The 19326-nt window shown below is 50.4% G+C and carries 13 protein-coding genes; 3 read left to right on the top strand and 10 right to left on the bottom strand.

From position 1 onward, the window contains the following. Window positions 1–36 precede the first annotated feature (36 nt). Complete coding sequence (locus tag CVV44_11420) at window positions 37–1530, top strand: hypothetical protein (protein PKL38487.1); 1494 nt, start codon at window positions 37–39, stop codon at window positions 1528–1530. A 48-nt stretch (window positions 1531–1578) separates the two neighbouring features. On the opposite strand, the gene CVV44_11415 is transcribed toward CVV44_11420, so the two are convergent. The 5 genes from CVV44_11415 to CVV44_11395 all read right to left on the bottom strand — a co-directional run bounded on the left by CVV44_11415 (window position 1579) and on the right by CVV44_11395 (window position 9016). After that, window positions 1579–2046 (bottom strand): hypothetical protein, encoded by a 468-nt coding sequence (locus tag CVV44_11415; GenBank protein PKL38486.1) that lies wholly within the window; start codon window positions 2044–2046, stop codon window positions 1579–1581. A gap of 116 nt (window positions 2047–2162) precedes the next feature. Next, window positions 2163–3440, bottom strand: a complete 1278-nt coding sequence (locus CVV44_11410; GenBank protein PKL38485.1) for an oxalate:formate antiporter — start codon at window positions 3438–3440, stop codon at window positions 2163–2165. Between the two features lie 94 nt (window positions 3441–3534). After that, the gene (locus CVV44_11405) at window positions 3535–5364 is read right to left on the bottom strand and encodes an NADH-quinone oxidoreductase subunit NuoF (protein PKL38484.1); all 1830 of its coding nucleotides are present in this window, start codon (window positions 5362–5364) and stop codon (window positions 3535–3537) included. A 14-nt stretch (window positions 5365–5378) separates the two neighbouring features. Continuing rightward, on the bottom strand, window positions 5379–8081 hold the full coding sequence (locus CVV44_11400; GenBank protein ID PKL38483.1) for a formate dehydrogenase subunit alpha: 2703 nt from the start codon (window positions 8079–8081) through the stop codon (window positions 5379–5381). A gap of 446 nt (window positions 8082–8527) precedes the next feature. Further along, the gene (locus CVV44_11395) at window positions 8528–9016 is read right to left on the bottom strand and encodes a hypothetical protein (GenBank protein ID PKL38482.1); all 489 of its coding nucleotides are present in this window, start codon (window positions 9014–9016) and stop codon (window positions 8528–8530) included. A gap of 266 nt (window positions 9017–9282) precedes the next feature. On the opposite strand from CVV44_11395, the gene CVV44_11390 reads away from it, so the two are divergent. Further along, window positions 9283–10734 carry a hypothetical protein gene (locus tag CVV44_11390; protein ID PKL38481.1) on the top strand — a complete coding sequence of 484 codons (1452 nt, stop codon included), beginning with the start codon at window positions 9283–9285 and terminating at the stop codon, window positions 10732–10734. 85 nt (window positions 10735–10819) lie between these two features. Here the strand turns inward: CVV44_11390 and CVV44_11385 are convergent, their stop codons facing one another. From CVV44_11385 to CVV44_11370, 4 genes are all read right to left on the bottom strand, one after another. Next, entirely contained in the window at window positions 10820–11737 is a 918-nt protein-coding gene (locus CVV44_11385; GenBank protein ID PKL38480.1) for a 23S rRNA (adenine(2503)-C(2))-methyltransferase RlmN, read from the bottom strand. A gap of 49 nt (window positions 11738–11786) precedes the next feature. After that, on the bottom strand, window positions 11787–12104 hold the full coding sequence (locus CVV44_11380; protein ID PKL38479.1) for a hypothetical protein: 318 nt from the start codon (window positions 12102–12104) through the stop codon (window positions 11787–11789). A gap of 104 nt (window positions 12105–12208) precedes the next feature. Further along, on the bottom strand, window positions 12209–14992 hold the full coding sequence (locus CVV44_11375; GenBank protein ID PKL38478.1) for a hypothetical protein: 2784 nt from the start codon (window positions 14990–14992) through the stop codon (window positions 12209–12211). 166 nt (window positions 14993–15158) lie between these two features. Continuing rightward, the gene (locus tag CVV44_11370; GenBank protein PKL38477.1) at window positions 15159–15818 is read right to left on the bottom strand and encodes a hypothetical protein; all 660 of its coding nucleotides are present in this window, start codon (window positions 15816–15818) and stop codon (window positions 15159–15161) included. A gap of 182 nt (window positions 15819–16000) precedes the next feature. On the opposite strand from CVV44_11370, the gene CVV44_11365 reads away from it, so the two are divergent. After that, the gene (locus CVV44_11365) at window positions 16001–17164 is read left to right on the top strand and encodes a hypothetical protein (protein PKL38476.1); all 1164 of its coding nucleotides are present in this window, start codon (window positions 16001–16003) and stop codon (window positions 17162–17164) included. A gap of 16 nt (window positions 17165–17180) precedes the next feature. Here CVV44_11365 and CVV44_11360 read toward each other — a convergent pair whose 3' ends face one another. After that, complete coding sequence (locus tag CVV44_11360) at window positions 17181–19241, bottom strand: hypothetical protein (protein ID PKL38475.1); 2061 nt, start codon at window positions 19239–19241, stop codon at window positions 17181–17183. Window positions 19242–19326 lie beyond the last annotated feature (85 nt).

Raw genomic sequence — 19326 nt, 5'->3', positions numbered from 1 at the left:
TATGGATTAAAAAGGAAAATTCCGGCAAAAAAGCATATGGGCAAGAAAAAATTATTTATAGCATGTTGTATTGTCGTTCTTTTTGCCTGGCAGGCCAGGGCAGAGAAGCCCCTGGCGGGAATTACAGGGATCGAAAGCAACAGCCCCCGGTCCCTGGGAATGGGCCTTATGGTGAAAAACCACCTGGTCAATATCCTCAATTCCGTTGAGGAATTTTCCCTGGTGAATTCGCCTCTCCTGGAAAGTGAGCTGAAAAAATTCAACTGTCTTGAAGAGTCCTGTATCCTCCGCTTCGCTGCTGATTCGGGAATACAGTGCATTGTGCGGGGATCTCTCGATGACAGGGGGGAATCGATTGTTGTGACGCTCACGGCCTACGGTATGGACGTTCCTTTCCAGGGAAGAGCGGTCCATTCATACACGGCGGATATTCCCATGAACAGCTCCCAGGGGACGCGGGAGTACAGCTATATTACCGAAGAGCACGTGGGACGGTTTCTTGCCGGTTTACTCTCAAGGTACCGATATCCCGTATCGTTGAGCATAAGCGGCAATACTGCTGCCATGGCCGATGGAATGCGGTATGATGGGAAATACGAGGTTTATCGATATATAGATGGAGATTCATTTCTTCGCCATTATATCAGGACGGGCTCGGTCACTCTTGATCGGGGCAGTATAACGGCCAAGGATTATGCAGAACCCCGGGCCGGCGATTTCATTTTGGCTAGGATGGCTCACAAGGGAGAATTCCTCGAAACCTATTATTACGGACGCAAAAAGGAGATTGTTCTGCGCACGCCCTCCCTGGAGGAACAACTGTTTATTATGCTTTTAACACCACTGTGCAGCGCCTCTATGCCTGCGGCTGCGCCCATTCTGGGTTATTACTGGGACGGCGACTGGCCGGGTCTTTCTCTCTGGGCCCTCAATGCGGCGCCCTATATATCTCTTGAAATCATGGGATTCATAAATCGGCCGGAAAAATATTACCGGGATAACCGTGATGTGAGCAGATCGGTCATGACCATGAACCATTTTGCCTGGTACATGCTTGTCGCCGGCGGCGGCGGGCTCTTCGTTGATGCTTTCGCTCAGCGATATCTTTCGCTGGCTTCGGAGTACCGCGAGACAGTTTCTCTCATGGGGAGCCCCGTTGTGGCGGGATACCTGGCCCTTGTTACGGGCGGCGGTGGCCATTTCTACCGGGGATACCGGGCCTGGGGGTATCTCTATTTTCACCTCGACAGCCTTCTCATGTACGGCGTTCTGTATGAATTCTCTCCTGCCGAACGTTACGATACCGGATCAGGGCGATACGTGAAGGGAAGTATCAACAAGGGGAGGGCTGCCGCATTTATCAGTGCCCTTGCTGTAGTGAAAACCGTTGAGATTGTACATGCCGTGCTTCTCCGCGACCGGATCTGGAACGGCAGTGTCGTTGAAGAGGGCGTCACTCTGGAACCCCTGGCTGTCATGCGTGAAGACGAAACGCTGGCAATGGGGATGCAGGTCGTTAAGAGATTTTAAGAAATCCGCATACTCTGTTATTGCAGCCGGGCCAACCCCGATGAATTTTCAACCTCCCTGAGTCTGTGGGAAAGCCGTATTGGCGTAGAGATATTCCACTTTTTCCTTGTGTTTCATCTCCTCGTTGGCCATACGGAGCAGCATATCCTTTACCTCGCCGGCGGGCTGCATACCTGACAGTTCTTTGTAAAAGGTGTAGGAGCTCATTTCCCGGTGTGCCGCTGCAAGATATACATCCTTGGTGTCCATTTTGCCGCCTGTCTCGGGTGCTTCCACGTGTTGGGCGATCTTGTAATCGATCACGTCGTTCATGCGCAGACTGCTGCCCGAGGTCTTTCCATCACGGTAGGCCACAAGGAATTCCTTATGCTTTTTTTCCTCTTCGGCGAGAAAATTGAGCGCGTCCTTTGCCGTGGTGTCGGTGACGATGCCCTGGAGCTTTGTGTAAAAAGCGAAGGCTTCCTCTTCCCTTTTTATTGCATTTTCAATGATGTTTTTCAGATTATTATTTTCCATGCGGTTCTACCCCACCTTGATGATATTTTAAAAACTGATACTCGGAGTTTCATCAGGTAAAAAGAGGAAGGACGGATCCTTCCTCTTTTGTTTGTGTATTTCTGCTTAAGGATGAATTATGCGTTTTTACCCTTCGGCGGTTTGTAAGCCAGGGCGATAAAAAAGCCCAGCGTAAGAAGGCCGGCTGCGATAAACAGCGCCTGGGGTTTGAAAACCTCAAAAACATAGGGGCCGATAAGACCGGCTGCGCTCCATGCGGTGAGCATGAAACCATATACCTTGCCGATATAAGCCGGACCGAAGGAGTCAGCCGCGAAAGCAGGCATCGTTGCGAAGCCCCCGCCGTAACATGCCAGCAGATAGCACGATACCACGATGAAGAGCCAGTAACTTGCCACGAAACCCTTGGCTACGAGAAGATACATTATAGCCTGGGTGGCGAACATGATCAAGAAGACCATTTTACGTCCGATGTTATCAGAAATTTTTGCCCAGAAAAGGCGTCCAAGACCGTTGAAAATAGCGGCATAGGCAACAACGGCGCCACCGGCAGCTGCAATTACCGCAGTATCAGTAATGTCCGGGAATGAAATTTTGTAAATGTTTTGGGCCAGCGGTGAGTGCTGGGAGATAAGGCCGAGACCGGCGGAAACATTGAGGCAGAGCATTGCCCAGAGCATCCACCACTGGGGCTTCTTCACTGCTTCGCCGAACATAAATGAATCAGCGGCGGAAACGGTAGTTGCAGCCGGTGTAAACCCGGCAGGCAGCCATCCCTGGGGAGGATTTTTGAAGAACTGGGCAGCACCGGTAACGAGTATGAGGAAAATTACACCCCAAATGTACCAGGTCATGGCAACACCGGAAGAGATAACTTTGCCGGAAGCGTCAACCTGCTTATAAGTGGCGATCATGGCAGGAGCTATTTTACCCATAAAGAAAGCGCCGGCGCCGAAACCCATAACGGCAAGACCGGTAACGAGGCCTCTTTTGTCGGGGAACCAGCGGATCAGTGTCGCAATAGGAGTTACATAACCGAAACCATTGCCGAGAGCGGCTATAACGCCGAAACCGAGATACAAGAGAACAATACTTCCCGTCTGGTCGGCATATCCTGCTACCAGGGTGCCTAGACCAAAGAGTATACCACCGATGGAGGCTACAAAACGGGGTCCCTTTTTATCAACGAGTGTACCGCCGAAAGCAGCTGCACAACCGATGATTCCCATGAGAATCATGAATGTCAACTGAACAGTTTTCCCGTCCCAGCCATGCATGTTCATCAGGGGAATTTTAAAAACTGACCATGCATACACGGTCCCGAGACACAGCTGTATTACAACAGCAGCGATGGCGATAAACCATCTTTTTGACTCTAAATTCTGATTAGTCATACTTCCTCCAGAAAAGTTTTTGTTTTATGGAAATCATTTTTAATAACTATCATAAACCGGCATAGAGCCGGATATGTATCCACGATTATGCCGCTTAATGTGCAGACCCGGTATAGTAGGTCTTCAGCGATGCGTCACATGCCTTGCATTTGTATGACGGGTCGCAGTGCTTCTCGAATTCCTTCCTGAAGTACTTGAGCGTCGTTACAATGGGCATAATGGGCGACTGACCCAGGGCGCACAGCGACGCCTTTTTCATAAGAGTGGCTTTTTCGATCATCAGATCGATGTCGGCCGGTTCCGCTGTGCGTGATGCGAACTTCTTCACCAGGTGATGCAGGTGCGCCGTGCCCACGCGGCAGGGAACGCACTGGCCGCAGGACTCATGCTCGAAGAAGCTTAGTATCTGCAAAAGAAAATCTACGGAGCAGGTGTCCTCGTCGCAAACCAGCACCACGCCGGAACCCAGGGTGACGCCCTGCTTGATGGGCTGATCGATGTCCAGGGGCAGGTTCAAAAGGTCTTTGCCCAGAACGCCGGCGGCCGAGCCTCCCAACTGGGCGAACTTGAACTTCTTGCCGCCCTTGAGTCCCTTGCCGTACACGTCGATGATTTCCTTCAGGGTTGTGCCCATGGGAAGTTCCACGAGGCCCGTACGGTTCAGTTTACCCGAGAGACAGTAAAGCTTGGTGCCGCTGCAGTTCACGGTGCCAACGGACTTGTACCACGCCGCGCCCTTGTCGATGATCATGGGCACGCTCATGAGTGTTTCCACGTTGTTGACATTGGAGGGGAGCATGTTGAAACCGGCACCGCCCGGGAAGGGAGGTTTGAATCGGGGATATCCCCTCAAGCCCTCCATGGAGTTGATGAGCGATGTCTCCTCGCCGCATACATAAGCCCCGCCGCCTTCCTTGATGAATACATCATAGTTAAAACCGGAGCCGTTAATGTTTTTGCCCAGCAGGCCTTTGTTGCGGGCCTGGTCGATGGCCTTTTGCAGTCGTTCGATGGAGCGGCGGTATTCACCGCGTATGTAGATGTAGCCTATTGAGGCGTCGATGGCGTATCCGCAGATTGCCATACCCTCGATGAGAAGCTGGGGATTTTCCTCCATGAGAATGCGGTCCTTGAAGGTTCCCGGTTCGCCTTCATCGGCGTTACAGATGACATATTTCTGCATGGCACCCTTAGTGACAAAGGACCATTTCATACCGGCGGGAAATCCGGCCCCGCCGCGTCCCCGCAGTCCCGAGTCCTTCATCACGGCGATTATTTCGTCGCGGGACATACCCAGGGCTTTTTTCAGGGGACTGTAGCCGCCTTCCTTGATGTAACTGTCGATCTTCAGGGGATCGACGACTCCCACTCCTTCCAGCAGGCGTTTCGTCTGCTTTTTCTCGTTGATGACGCAGGCCTTGCCTTCAACTTCGGGGCCGCAGTCTTCACTGAGGGAGGGCTTTTTCTTTTTGTATGAATCGAGAATCTGACCGATGCGCTTGGGTGTCAGATTGCCGTGAATGTCGTAGTTGATCATCATGGCAGGGGCCACGGAACAGACGCCCAGACACTCGCATTTTTCCAGGTAGAAGAGACCGTCCTTTGTCGCTTCCCCGATACCGATGCCCAGCTTTTTGGTAACGGCGTCGAAAATTGTCTTACTTCCCATGACATGGCACGGACCAGATTTGCATACGCGGATGACGAATTTGGCCCGGGGCTTTGTCTTGAACATGGTATAGAATTCAACGAAACCTGCCATGGCGCTCTCCGGAAGGTTCATGGCCTCGGCCACGTGGCGGAGCGTCTGGGTGTCAAGGACATTGGCCCCTGATTTTGTTTCCAATTCGCGAAGTATGAGCATGGTGTGTTCACGGTCATTGCCGTACTTTTCTATTGTTTTATTGATGGTATCTATTTTCATTTTTTTATCTCCCCCTACGCGTTGACCTTTTCAATCTTGCATGCACAGACCTTGTACTCGGGGATCTTGCATGTGGGATCCAGAGCATCAATGGTAAGCTTGTTCGCCGCCGCTTCGTAGAAGTGGAAGGGTATAAACACCACGTTGGGCATGGGCCTTTCCGTTATCTTCGCCTTGATGCGGATGCTGCCCCGGCGCGTCGATACGGATACGATTTCCCCGTCTTTGACGTTGAAATTGCTGGCATCATTTTTGTTCATCTCAACAAAGTTTTCACTCACCAGTTCATGAAGGATGCGGCTGTTGCGGCTCATGGTTCCGGTGTGGAAATGTTCGAGCAAACGTCCTGTCGTGAGGATGACGGGATACTCGGGATCAACTTCCTCTGCCGGAGCTGTGTACTCAATGGCCGAGAGGAGGCCGAGTCCACGGGAGAATTTGTCCTTGTGGAGAAACTGGGTCCCGGGATGACCTTCCGTGGGGCAGGGCCACTGGAGAAGTTCTTTTTCGAGCCGGGCGTAGGTCAATCCCGCATATGAGGGAGTTACTTTTTTTATTTCCCCGAAAATATCCTCGGCCTTGTCGTATTTCCATGAGGCACCCATGCGGTTCGCCAGTTCGGTGAGAATCCACCAGTCATCCCTGCTGTCGCCGGCAGGCTTAACCACGCGGTGCATTATCTGCACGCGGCGCTCCGTGTTGCTAACGGTACCTTCCTTTTCCAGGAAAGCCAGGCCGGGAAGTACCACGTGGGCATACTTCGCCGTTTCGGTCAGGACGATATCCTGCACTACCAGGAAATCCAGTTTTTCCAGGGCCTCGATGACATGGTGCTGATTCGGGTCGGACATGACGGGGTTTTCTCCCAGGACATAAAGAGCCTTCACTGTGCCTGCGATGGCCGCATTGAGGGACTCCACTATGGTAAGGCCCGGTTTGACCGAAAGGTCAAGGGCCGTCTGCCATGCTTTCTTGAATTTTTCCTTGTTGTCTTCGCTTGCAACTGGCTGATAGGCCGGATATACGGCGTTGAGGGCCCCCATATCGCAGGCTCCCTGTACGTTGTTCTGTCCCCGCAGGGGATTCACACCGCCGCCGGCAACTCCCAGGTTGCCCAGAAGCATCTGCAGATTCGCGCAGCTCTTGACCCCGTTAACGCCGGATTTAAACTGCGTTACTCCCATGCAGTAGTAGAGGGCCATGGGTTTGGTTTCACTCAGGATGTGTGCCGCTTGAACTATTTTTAAAGGGTCGTCTATGCCGCAGATCTTCGCCACGTGTTCCGGCGTGTATTTCTGAAGCGTTTTTTCCAGTTCATCGAAACCCTCACAGCGTGTCTTGACATATTCCATGTCTGCGAGACCGTCCCTGAGGATGACATGCATAAGTCCATTCAGAACGGCGATGTTAGTCCCCGGTTTTATCTGCAGGAATACATCGGCATATTTCGCCAATTCAATCCTGCGGGGATCAGCCACTACGAGTTTCTTCCCTTTATTTATAACTTCACGCTTTATCATTGATCCGATGACGGGATGATTTTCCGTCGTGTTTGACCCTATGACCAGAAATGCCCCGGAAAGAGGGATCTCCCTGATCGAGTTGGTCATTGCGCCTGAACCCAGTGTTGCCGCCAGACCGGCGACAGTTGAACTGTGTCAGAGTCGGGCGCAGTGGTCGACATTGTTGGTGCCGATCACCGCGCGCATGAATTTCTGCATGAGATAATTTTCTTCGTTGGAACACTTGGCTGAAGAGAAGGACATGATCGAATCGGGACCGTTAGACTGTTTGATTTGTCCCAGCTTCGATGCAACGAGATCCAGGGCCTCGTCCCATGATGCCTCTTCCAGGTTGCCGTTTTTCCTGATGAGCGGTTTTGTAAGGCGTTTATCGCTCTGGACGAAGTCGAAGCCGAAGCGGCCCTTCACACACAGATGTCCTTCGTTGGGACCTTCCATGTTGCCCATTGCTTTGACCAGTTGGCCTTCTTTGTTGGTATAAAAATCTATCTTGCAGCCTACGCCGCAGTAGATGCAGATGCTCGATTCTTTTTTGAGTTCCCAGGACTGGCCTTTTCCCAGAACGGTCTGAAAGGAAAGTGCTCCCGTGGGGCAGAGCTGTACACAGGTGCCACACTGCACGCAGGACGAATCGCCCAGCTTGGCGAAGAGATCCGAGGTGAGATGAGCGCCGGAGCCGCGGCCTGCGAAATCCCATACTCTGTTCAGCTGGATCTCGGAGCAGGCTTTTACGCAGCGGCCACAGAGGACGCAGCGGTCTTCATTTCGTTTCAGCCCCTTGCTGGAAATAAAGTCTTTTCCACGCTCGTTTTTAGGGAATGCATACGCCGGTTGTTCAACGTCGTACTGGAAGCAGAGGGACTGCAGTTCGCATTCACCGTTTGCTTCGCAGTAGAGGCAGTTGTGGTCTCCCTCGGCCATGAGCAGTTCCAGGATGCCCTTCCTGATTTCCATGACTTCCGGGTCCATGGTCTCTACTTTCATGCCGTTTCCCGCCGGTTCAGTACAGGCGGTTTTCAGCATCTGGTCATTGATCTTGACCATGCATATCCGGCAGGCGCCGGTTTTACTTATTCTCGGATGATAACATAGCGAAGGGATGGTGATGCCGTTTTCACGGGCGACTTCGATTATTGTCTGTCCCTTTGTGCCGGTTACCTCCCTGCCGTCAATAATTAGAACGATTTTCTCCATAGGTGAAGTTCCTCTCTTTTTGTTTATTTAGGCTCTTTTCTCATTACCAGATGCAGAGAGTATGTTTTTCTGCATGTAATTAATTAAAAATCAAGGGCCGAACTTTTAGAATGTCCCATGATTTTATTTCTGGAGGGCGTTTTGTCTTCCAGGAAAATGGTAACAGTATGGTAAAGTAAGAATGAGAGTTTTTGCAACAGATATGCACTTTGCATACATTAAATAAAAAGACGGATATTTTTTCAACTAATATTTGGATCAAATTGAATTGCTGTTTATCCTGGAAAAATTTCCAATTGAAGCTGAATAAACGAAAAGTCCCCTTCAGAAAGGAGTTGTTTGAGCGAAAGACGAAGTTGCCGCATGCGAGCAACGCCGGTCCGCATTGATAATCACTGTTTTGGCATTTGTGGAGTGCTCTGATCTCTGCAGTGCACTATTGGCCCTTATTTAACGGGAATTCTGTTTAGGCCTTCCCGCAATCCTTCCCCGGCGAATTTATTGAAGAGCGACGGGTCGAGTGCATAGAAGAGTCCCAGGGCGCCGATCAGGATTACCACGGCAAGCCATTTTGTGTAGATCCCTGCGGTCCGTCGTATGAGTATATAGCAAAACCAGGCCATGACTACTGGTGCACCCAGTTTAATGTCCAGGGCGGGAAGACCCGGTATGTATTTTGATGCAAGATCAGCTATATTTATGTTTATCTTTTTAATTATAAACACCGCTTCGATGACAAGAACGATGAGCATTCCCCATGATGCCCATATGGTTGAAACGCCTTCGGTGCGGTATGCCTCATAGACAACTGCCGGGAGCAGACCCGCTATGACGATAACAGGCATTTTAAAATAGATCCCGGCCGCTATGCCCGCAAGTGTTAATACTGTTGCTATGGAGCAGATAAGAGCTGCGTGTTTTGTGCTTCTTGCCATGACACTCTCCTTGTTGCTTTGATAAAATGCTCATCCGATCCGATCTTAAGAAAGCCCCGGTCATCTATGGATGATTTTCAGGCTGCGGAAAGCTGAAAAAATGAAATATATACCAGTAAAGACATCTTAACAGGCAATGTGTCAAGTGCTTTCACGGCAGTTTTTTCAAATTTAAGCAGTGCTTCTGTCTGTAAAAAAAATCTTGATATGGCCGGTCTTTATGGTATACTGCAGGCAATAGTAAAAATTATTATCGTCTCGGGAAGATGACCATGTCAAAATCAACAAGGGAGATCATTTTACTCAACCTGGAAAGAAGCAGGCTTCGCTTCTCGCATGGCATTGAAGAAGCCTTTCTTCAGGATTATTATCTCGGCTCGCTCAAGACCATGAGAATAGCCCTGCTCCTGGCCCTGGCACTCTATGCCGTCTTTGGTATTCTCGATGTGGTTATAGCTCCGCAGACTAAAAACACCATCTGGTTCATCAGGTTTGTCGTGGTAATCCCCGTTCTGCTCGTTGTTTTGAGTATGACCTATGTTCCCTTATTCCAGAAGACAATCCAGTACGCGTTGAGCGCCTCTTCCATCGTCATGGGAGTCGGTATCATAACCATGATAGCAATCGCGCGGAATATTGAAAGCGGGCTTTATTATTATGCAGGTCTCATGCTGGTTATCATGTGGAGCTATACTTTTGTGCGGCTCCGTTTCGTTTTTGCCACACTTTCCTGCTGGTTTATTGTCGCCGGGTATGAGATTTCGGCCATTGTTTTTCAGGACATGCTTTCCTCGGATGATCTGCTCAAGGGTTTTATCAATAACAACTTTTTCTTTATTTCGGCCAATATCATCGGCATGTTCGTCTGTTATCATATTGAGACCTATGCCAGGAGGGATTTTCTTCAGCGCCTTCTCATAATGGAGGAGCAGAAGGAACTGCAGAGAGAACGACAACAGCTTGTTATGCGTAATGAGATTATGGAAAATGACCTGCAGATGGCCAGGAATATACAGCAGGAGCTCATACCGGGGTCTGCTCCCTTCGATTTTATCGCTTCTCTTTTTAAGCCCATGGAGCCCGTGGGTGGGGATTTCTTTGATTTTATCCAGTTCAGGGAACATGAAAAGGTGGGCATTTTTATCAGTGATGTTTCCGGGCATGGCGCTTCCGCTGCTCTCATTACATCCATGATAAAGAGCATCATCCTCAAGTCGGGCAAACATAAGGACGATCCGGCACAGCTATTGCTCAGCCTGAATAATTCGCTCATAAACCAGACCGGCGGCAATTATGTGACGGCCTTTTACTGTGTTTATAACATGAGCGAAAGGACAATCAGCTATTCAAATGCCGGGCATGTCTATCCGCTTCTTATCTGTGATGGAGAGATTAAAAATCTTTCCGGGGCCGGCAGCGTCCCCCTGGCCATTTTCACCGATACAGAGATTCAGGAAATGAAGAATTCCTACCGTAATGCCCGCGAGTTTCTGCCGCCGGGATCCAAGCTGCTTTTGTACACCGATGGGCTTATGGAAGCTTCGCCGGACAGGGACCGCTCTCGTATGTTCAGTAATGTTTCGCATGACATTATACTGGATCTCAGGCACCTGAAGTGCGATGCCTTCATCCAGGGCCTATATGAAAAGCTGGTGATCCATACCGGCGGGGAAAACTTTGATGATGACGTCTGCCTGATCTGTGCCGATATAGAATAACAGCTGTTCCGGGAGAGATACAATTGTTTCTTTCGTTTTAAATGGCCTTACGGGCGCCTATAAAACATAATTCATGGAGGTGCCCTTATATAATCGATCCTTTAAGCTGACCGCAGGCAGCCTCAATGTCGCGTCCTTTTGAAACTCTCACCATGGTCCGGATGTCCCGGTCCACCAGCATGTCCCTGAAGGCGTTTATCTCCTCATCAAGGGGAGAACGCCAGTCGAGTCCGTCGATGGTATTATAGGGGATGATATTCACTATGGCTTTGAACCGGCCGGTAAGTTCATGGAGGGCCTCGGCATCTTCGGTGAAGTTGTTGAAGCCGGCGATGAGGAGGTATTCAAAATTAATATACTGATTATTTTTCAGGGGGATTGCCTGCAGGATCGGGATGATGTCTCCGAGCCCGCTGGTCTTCTCCAGGGGTATTAGTTCTTCCCGTTTCGACGGTATGGCCGAATGAAGAGAGAGGGCGATATTTATCGATGGCAGCTCAGCTATTCTTGTGAGACCGGGCAGGTACCCCACGGTGGACAGGGTGATCTGGCGGGGCCCCAGGCATATACCGTCACGGGAGAGAAAAATTTCCAGGGATTTCCTGATATTGTCAAAATTATGCAGGGGCTCACCTTCACCCATGAGGACAATGTTGGGCTTGGGGATATGCCGGATTTGTTTGTCGTTGATGATCCACTGGTAGCAGGTCAGGTACTGGGCGACAATCTCCGCGGCGGTGAGGCTTCTCGTGAGGCCCAGTCTCCCCGTCCGGCAGAACCGGCAGCCCATGGCGCAGCCAACCTGGGTTGAAAGGCAGACCGTGTGCCGGCGATGAAAGGTTATGATAACCGCCTCGATCCGGCAGCCGTCGGCCAGTTCAAGGAGCAGTTTTACCGTGGAATCGGATGATTTTCTCGTTTGAATGACTGACGGGAAGGCGGCTCCTATGCCGGGCATGGCCTTTTTCTCGAGTTTCTCAATAATTTTAGTTACGATTTTCATCGGCGTTTCATTAATTATTGTAATTGGGACTCTTTACCGGGTCGTGTAATTATTTTTCCAGAAAATAGCAGCAGTAATCTACAACGGTGTCGGCAATAATGGTAAAGGATGAATTCTCCGGCACGGAAAAGGAACCGCCCTCCGTGACGGAAGTCCATGCCTTGTCGTCTTTCAGCTTATACCGGGCGCTTCCCGACTGGATTTCCATTAACTCCGGTACTCCGGTATTGAAAGTGTATTCTCCCTTCAGCATGATGCCCAGGGTTATTTTTGAACCGTCGCTAAATTCAACAGAGCGGCTCGTTACGTTGCCGTCAAAATAGATATTTGCCTTTTTTATTATAGTTACAGACTCAAATTTTGACATCGCGTTCTCCAGGATGGGTTTTATTGTGATAACAGTCTTACTCATAATGAGACAGGGACTGGATATGCCGCCGGCACTATGTTTGTCAATTACATAATGAATAATTATTTTCCTGACAGGAAGAGAAGCTCGCGTACTTTTTCAGCGAAGTGTCGTATAGAGTACGGCTTGGCGATAAATCCCAGGGCACCCAGATCCATGGCTTTGCGCACCCGTTCATCGTGCATGTATCCCGAAGTGAGAATCACCCTGATGGAGGGATTGATGAGACGGATGTTTTTATAGAGTTCAAGGCCCGACATGCCCGGCATGGACATGTCCAGCACGAGGGCGTCGATTTCGGTGTGTCGAACCTGGAATATTTCCATGGCCTTTAGGCCGTTTTCGGCCGTAATGACCCGATACCCGATCCCCTCCAGTATTTCCACGGCAATGGACCGGAGGGCTTCTTCATCATCGACGACCATGATCAGACCGTTGCCCCTGGGTATGTCGGCGGGAGGTGTCCCCGGTTCAAAAATCTGTGGATGTGCTTCATCTTCGAGAAGAGGGAAGTAAACTTTTATTTCCGTTCCACTTCCCGGTTCCGACCGGACGTCGATGAGTCCACCGTGCTGCGTGACGATGCTGTATACCATGGCAAGTCCGAGACCGGTTCCGCTTCCCATGGGTTTGGTAGTGAAGAAAGGCTCGAATATCCTGTTCTGTGTTTCCTGATCCATGCCTATGCCATTGTCACGGATAGTCAGGACCGCATAGGGATATCCCTGTTTTGTTTCTCCGTGCGTTGCCATGATCCGTACATCAGGCAATAGACTTTCCAGGCCGGTGAAGAGTATTCCTCCTTCCGATTCATGATCGCCCCGCATGCTTGTCATGGCATGTGAAGCGTTGACGCAGAGGTTGAGGATCAATTGTTCAAGCTGTGTCGGGTCCGCCATTATCCGTACGGGTTTGTCAGGGAAGGCTGAATCAATGTTGATCGATTTTGGAAAACTGTTCTGGCATATGCGTATGACATTGCGGAGTGATTGGGTTATATCAACGGGAACAAGACGCAGGCTTTCCCGGCGGGTCAGCATAAGAAGTTGTTTTATTGTTTCCGCGGCCCTGTTGGATGACGATATGGCCGTGCGGAGATACTTCCATATTTTTTCCTCCTTTTTCAGCGATTCCTCGGCTAATATCATTTCCAGGATGCTCAGGCTCCCTATGATTCCCCCCAGTATATTGTTGAAGTCATGGGCCAGTCCCCCGGTCAGGGTTCCGATGGCCTCCATTTTCTGCGCCTGAAAGAACTGCTCCTGCAGCAGCCGGTGTTCTTCCCGCGCCTTTTTCTCTTCGGTAATATCGCGCACAATGGCCCAGAAAACTTCGGAACCGGATCCGGGTTTGTTGAGACGATAGGCCCTCAGTTCAACGGGGAATACTGAACCGTCTTTGTGGATGTACTCCTTCTCGTATATATCAGAGTAACCCTTGACTCTCAGCTGTTTTTCAAATACTGTTTCGAATTCCCAGCCCAGCCATTTTTCAGGTGTTATCATGCGGAAGTTCATGGCCAGCAGTTCATTCCGGGAATAACCCAGCATGTCGAGGTAACTCTGGTTGAAATCTAGAAATTGTCCGGTACCGTCTATGAAGATGATACCGTCACGGCTTCCCTCAAAGAGGCTGCGATACAGAGATTCACTTTCTTTCAGGGCACGTACGGCGTTAATGCGTTCTGTGACATCAATAAGGACCCCTTCTATTAAACCGTCTTCAGGGAATACCCTGGCGGAAAAACTCACCCATATCCTGCTGCCGTTTTTTTGGATGATTTCAATTTCCTTGTTCTGGATAAACCCCTTCTCCTTCAGTTCCTGTATGATGTACTCTCGCTGGCGTGGATCGGCATAACTTTTCGATGAAACGAATTCACTGAGGCACTCCTCCCGTGAATCATACCCGGCGAGTTGCGCGTATTTTTCATTGACGTCAAGGACCTTCCCGTCTAATATGCGTGTACGAAAGAGGCCGGCTTCGGCGTTTTCAAATATATTGCGGTAGTGTTCCTCGCTTTCCTTTAGGGCCGTCTCGATCAAATTTTTTTCCGTAACATCGAATCCCAGGGCAACGCTTCCCATGATGATTCCCCTGTCATCGACGAGGTTCCGGGAGTTCCATGATATGATCCTTTCTTCGCCGTTTTTGCAGCGGATGGTCGTCTCAAATCCTTCTGCCACGCGAAGCCCTTCTATTATCTCCATGGCCGTCGCCGTGATATTTTTCCTGTATTCTTCATCGGGATAGAGCCATTCCCATATTTTCCCGTGACCCGTTGCCTCCCCGGCGCTGTATCCGCTAATTCGTTCAGCCGCCCTGTTCCAGATTATGACATTGCCCTCGCGGTCAAGAACGTCGAGCCATATATCGGCACTTTCGATGATGATATTCTGGAAGCGCATCAGGTTTTCCTTCTCCTGCTGCTCCAGCCTTATGCGGGTCATGTCGCGGGCTACGGACAAAACAGTTGTTATTGTTCCTGCATCGTCGTGTTCCGGGTAAAGGCGCCAGTTGAAGATTACCGGGCCTTTTGCCGAGTTGAACTCGAATTCCGTTTCAACGGGATTGCCGGAGCGGAAGATGTCGCTCAGCCGTTCTTCCCAGAATCGGCAGAGATTCTCGGGAAATCCCAGTTCGCGGTGGGTTTTACCGGTCATCGCATCGGGCTCCATACCGGAATAGGCCGCTGCCGTGGGACTTACATAGATGTGGCGGAACTCAGAATCAAAGCGCATATAGACATCGCCGGTGGTTTCCATCATGGAGCGATACATATCGTTCTTTTTATGGGAAAGCTTTCTTCTGTCTGATTTATTTTCCGGCATAGCTTGGTGATCCATTACACTGTTTCATGGTTCGTGAATCAGGTGATATGGAATCAAGCATACTACGCAGACGCTATTTTGTCAACAAGGGCGGTATAATTAATGGTATAAAACCTTCATCCGGGCTTATGCCGATGTGAAAGAGCAAAAGATCGATAAAAAGATGTCCCGGATGAATTATTTATATGACCAGTGACAGGGCAATGAAAAACTGTCCCGGTGCGTAAAAGAACCACACCCAGAGAGTGCTGAGACGGTGATACTTCACGAACTGCGCCCAGCCAAGAATCACATCGGAAACATAAAACAGAATGGCGCCTCCCGCGGTCAGCAAATGTACCGTATCCCCCCCGCGCAGAAATCCGTTGAAAGAAAAGAATACAATACATGAAAGGGCCGTGATATAAACAATAACGGGGACCATCATTTTCCCCAGTTTGCCTCCCCGGTGAAAACGCATGACCAGGAAGATCATGAGGGCCAGGAGAATCACGATGGTGAGTATATCCCACCACAGGAAAGCATATCCGCGGGAAAAATCAACGGTATAAAAAATATGGGTTCCGAGAAAGAAGATGAGTCCGTGGGCGAAAAGGTCTGCACCGGGGATCATGAGAACGGCATCGGCGATGAGGGACAGTCCCAGGGCCGCCAGTATCATCCAGCCGCTGCCGCCGCTTCGGAAAATGCCCACAACGGCCAGGGCCACGATGCAGTAGGTAATGAGAGGCGTCGTGATGAGCCGGACAAATTTAAATTTAAAAATGACCGATATTTGCCGTACAATGAAAAACACGGTCAGGCTGCCAATGATGCAGGGAAGGGGATGCGACAGTTCCATGGGGAATACCTCCGAAATTGAACAGGCTCTTTTTGAGAGTATCGATTGTTCTGTTGTGAAAGCTGAAGAAAAAAAGTGTATGTACCGGCATATCGCCGTGATCCCTTTACTCGGTATATAAAAGGATTGACCGGAGTACCTGAGCCGGTATCATTACGCGAAATTTTAACAGGGGTGCATAGATGTCTTATAGAAAATGTTTCACGGGGATACTTGCAGCCGCGCTGCTTGTTTTATCGGCCTGTTCTCAATCCCGGTATTCCGCGGCTGTTACGGGAGACCCGCGATGGGTGGAACTTTCCCGGTTTTTTGCCGGAATGCCCGTGGAGGAAACAAGCAGACTTTACGGGCTCACACAGAGCAAGGCGTATCAGCAGCACGCCGCTTTCATGGATGGTTTCTGGAAGAGTGTCAGCGAGGGCAATATAAGCCGAATCGCCTCATGGCGCGATTCCCATATGGGCAAATTCTGCCGGGATAATACGGCATTCTACCCTCTGAGCGGTGCTGACCTGGTCAACTTCTATTCTATCTATCCCCATGCCCCTGCTTATGTCATGGTTGCCCTGGAGCGCATCGGCTCCATAGATGATCCCGCTTCTTTCTCCGGTCCCAGGCTTGAACGGGAATTGCATTCCATCCGCAGGTTCATAATGTCCATTGCATCGCGAAATTATCTTATCAGCAACACAATGGAAAGTGAAATCGAGGGTTCCCGGGACCTGGGAGTGGCGCCGGTGCTCCTGATTTTTGCCGCCAGGCTCGGCTTTGTCATACGCGATGTGGAGCGGATACTTCTTCTTCCCGATGGAACGGTTATCCCTCAATTGCCGGGACAGGTGCGATCCCAAAAGGACACCGCAGAGGGTCTGAGGATACGCTTTTTTCGCGGGGACCGGACTGAACGAAGCATCGTCTATTTCCAGATGCGTCTCAGGGGCGACTCGCTGGCGGAACAGGCTTCCCTGGCGCGGTATCTAAAAAATGCGGGAGATTTAAATACCATGCTGAAATCAGCTATCTATCTCCTGCACTACCGGAATTACCGTGATTTCTGTCATACTCTCCTTGACCGGAGCTGCATGGTGGTCCAGGACGATTCGGGGGTTCCTTACAGGTATTTCCTCGAGTCGGGCGGGTTTCAGATAACTCTTTTTGGAAAATACGATACACCCGTTTCGTTGAAAGATATACTAGTTCCTCCACGCCAGGCCGACCTTGCCGCCGCCTACCGGCAGAAGAATATTCCCCTTGATTTCAACTTTGGTTACGGCGCCAAACTGGGGCCTGGAAGATCAAATCTGCTCCTGGCGCGAAAAACTGGTGAAAAGTCCGGGTCTGAATAAACCCGGGAAATGAAGATTAGATTTTTCTTTGTATCAGTATCACCGTCAGGTCATCGTTCAGGGACCGGTCGCCCGTGAAGGTAAAAAAATCTTCCATGATGTGATCAAGAATCTCCGATGCCGTCCCTGCCGGCGCATTGCCCAGGGCGTCAATAATGCGCGTTTCACCGTATTGTTCATCATGTGCCGCTGAATAGGCCTCGGAGAGGCAGTCGGTGTAGAGTAGCAGCGTGTCGTTCCTTTCCATGCGGAACCGGAGCCTTTCATAGGTTTTGTCCATGACCTCCAGGCCCAGTAAATGTCCCCGGAAATCGCCGGCTTTTTTGTTTATGGTGTGAACATTGAGGGAACGGCCCCTCCGCAGGTACATGTGGGGATGGGCGGCGTTTACGTATTCCACCATATCGCCCTCGAAGCGCAGCATAATACCCGTGATGTAATTGTCTATCCTCCCGATTTCAGCAATGAGGGTCTGATCGGCACTCACGATTACATCGTTTAAATTTTGCTTCCGCATTTTATAGAAGAGACGGTGGAAGACAGTCCGGGCGATCATGGTGATGAGGCCCGAGGCGACGCCGTGGCCTGATACGTCCAGGAGTACGACACCGTGGAGCTGTCCCTCCTGCTGATAGAAATCATAGAAGTCGCCGGACACGCCGGCCATGGGATGAAACAGGAAGGCCGTGTCCCATTCGTCGGTCCGGGGCGGGTCCATGGGGAAGAGGGTCTTCTGGATATTGCCGGCCATCATCATGTCAATTTTCGTGTTCTGGTGGGCGTTTTCCAGGTCTTTGTTCATTTCGTCCTTGATCCTGTCCTTCTCCGTGAGATGGGATACCAGCATCTCCTTCCGGGCAAGTAACTTTTCCTTATTTAAGATGTTGAACCGGTCGGCGAGACCCAGGGAGAGAAGAACCGCCTGGAGTGCTGACCCAATCTGGATGGAATAGGTTGTGATAAAGCCCGTGGGCGGAAGTCCCAGGTTTCGCATACCGATACACATGACGCCGAATAATAAAAACATGAAAGCAATGAGATAATATTGTGCCGAGGGAACCTTTTTCCGCCAGCAGAAAAATGCCGCAATGGGAGAGGCGATGATGAGGAGCGAAGCCAGGATGGCAACGAATTTTACTCCCACGGAATAAGGCGCGGTAAAGGACATTACCATGCCCAGGAACGATGCCGCGGCCAGGGCGATCATCAGTTTGTCCAGGCGCGGTACATGGGTCCGTGAGTCCAGGTAGGCACGACCGAAAAGTGTCAGGAAAAAGATGCTGCCGAAGAGTGAGAGGAGAACGCTTTTATTGGTCCACCAGGGCCAGTTGGGCCAGAGATACTCGAATGCCAGACCGTTGAGAGACATCTGCGCCAGGGTGAGTACGGTGATGTATGCCACATAGAGTATATAGGTCTTCTCCCTGATGCCGAAAAAGAGAAAAAGATTATAGAGAATCATGACAAGCATGATACCGTAGTAGAGACCCAGTCCGTACTGTTCGCTATTGACCATTTCGGCGAACCGTACGGGCTCCCAGAGCCTGAGCGGCACCTGGACGGAACTCTCGGTCTTTATGCGCATGTACAGCGTCATGGACCGGTTCCGCGGTATATCCAGGTTGAAAAGAAAATTGCGGTTTTGCACTTCGCGCATGACAAAGGGGCGCTGGTCTCCGGCTATTTTTAATGAATAGCCTCCTTTGCCGTTAGGCACATAGAATTCCACATAATCATGATGGGGATATCCCAGTTCCAGGAGCCATCTCCCGTTGTCATGATCCAGGTTTTTAACAGTGAAGCGGAACCACCAGGCCGATGAGGAGAATCCCAGGTTGATGTTTTCTTTTGTGCTGTGCATGATCGGCAGTTCGTTGCCGCCGGCCGTGATATCACCGATGAGAAACCGCTCGTCCCTGTCTTCCAGGTAATCCACGTGTGTGCCCAGGGGATATTCGTTTTTTCCCGCTTCCAGGAGCACGGCAGGTGATATTGTGCGGGCCGAAAGGGGTATACATCCCATGATAAGCAGTGCGGCCATATGAATTTTCATGATGCCATATTTTTTTAATAACATGAAGACCGGGTTTTCCTTGTCATGACCGCCTGACGGTTCGAGCACTATCAATGAATAATATACAGCTATGGAAATGATTGTTGAA

Source organism: Spirochaetae bacterium HGW-Spirochaetae-1 (assembly GCA_002839375.1).
GTDB lineage: Bacteria > Spirochaetota > UBA4802 > UBA4802 > UBA5550 > PGXY01.
This window is presented reverse-complemented; position numbering and strand designations above follow the sequence as displayed.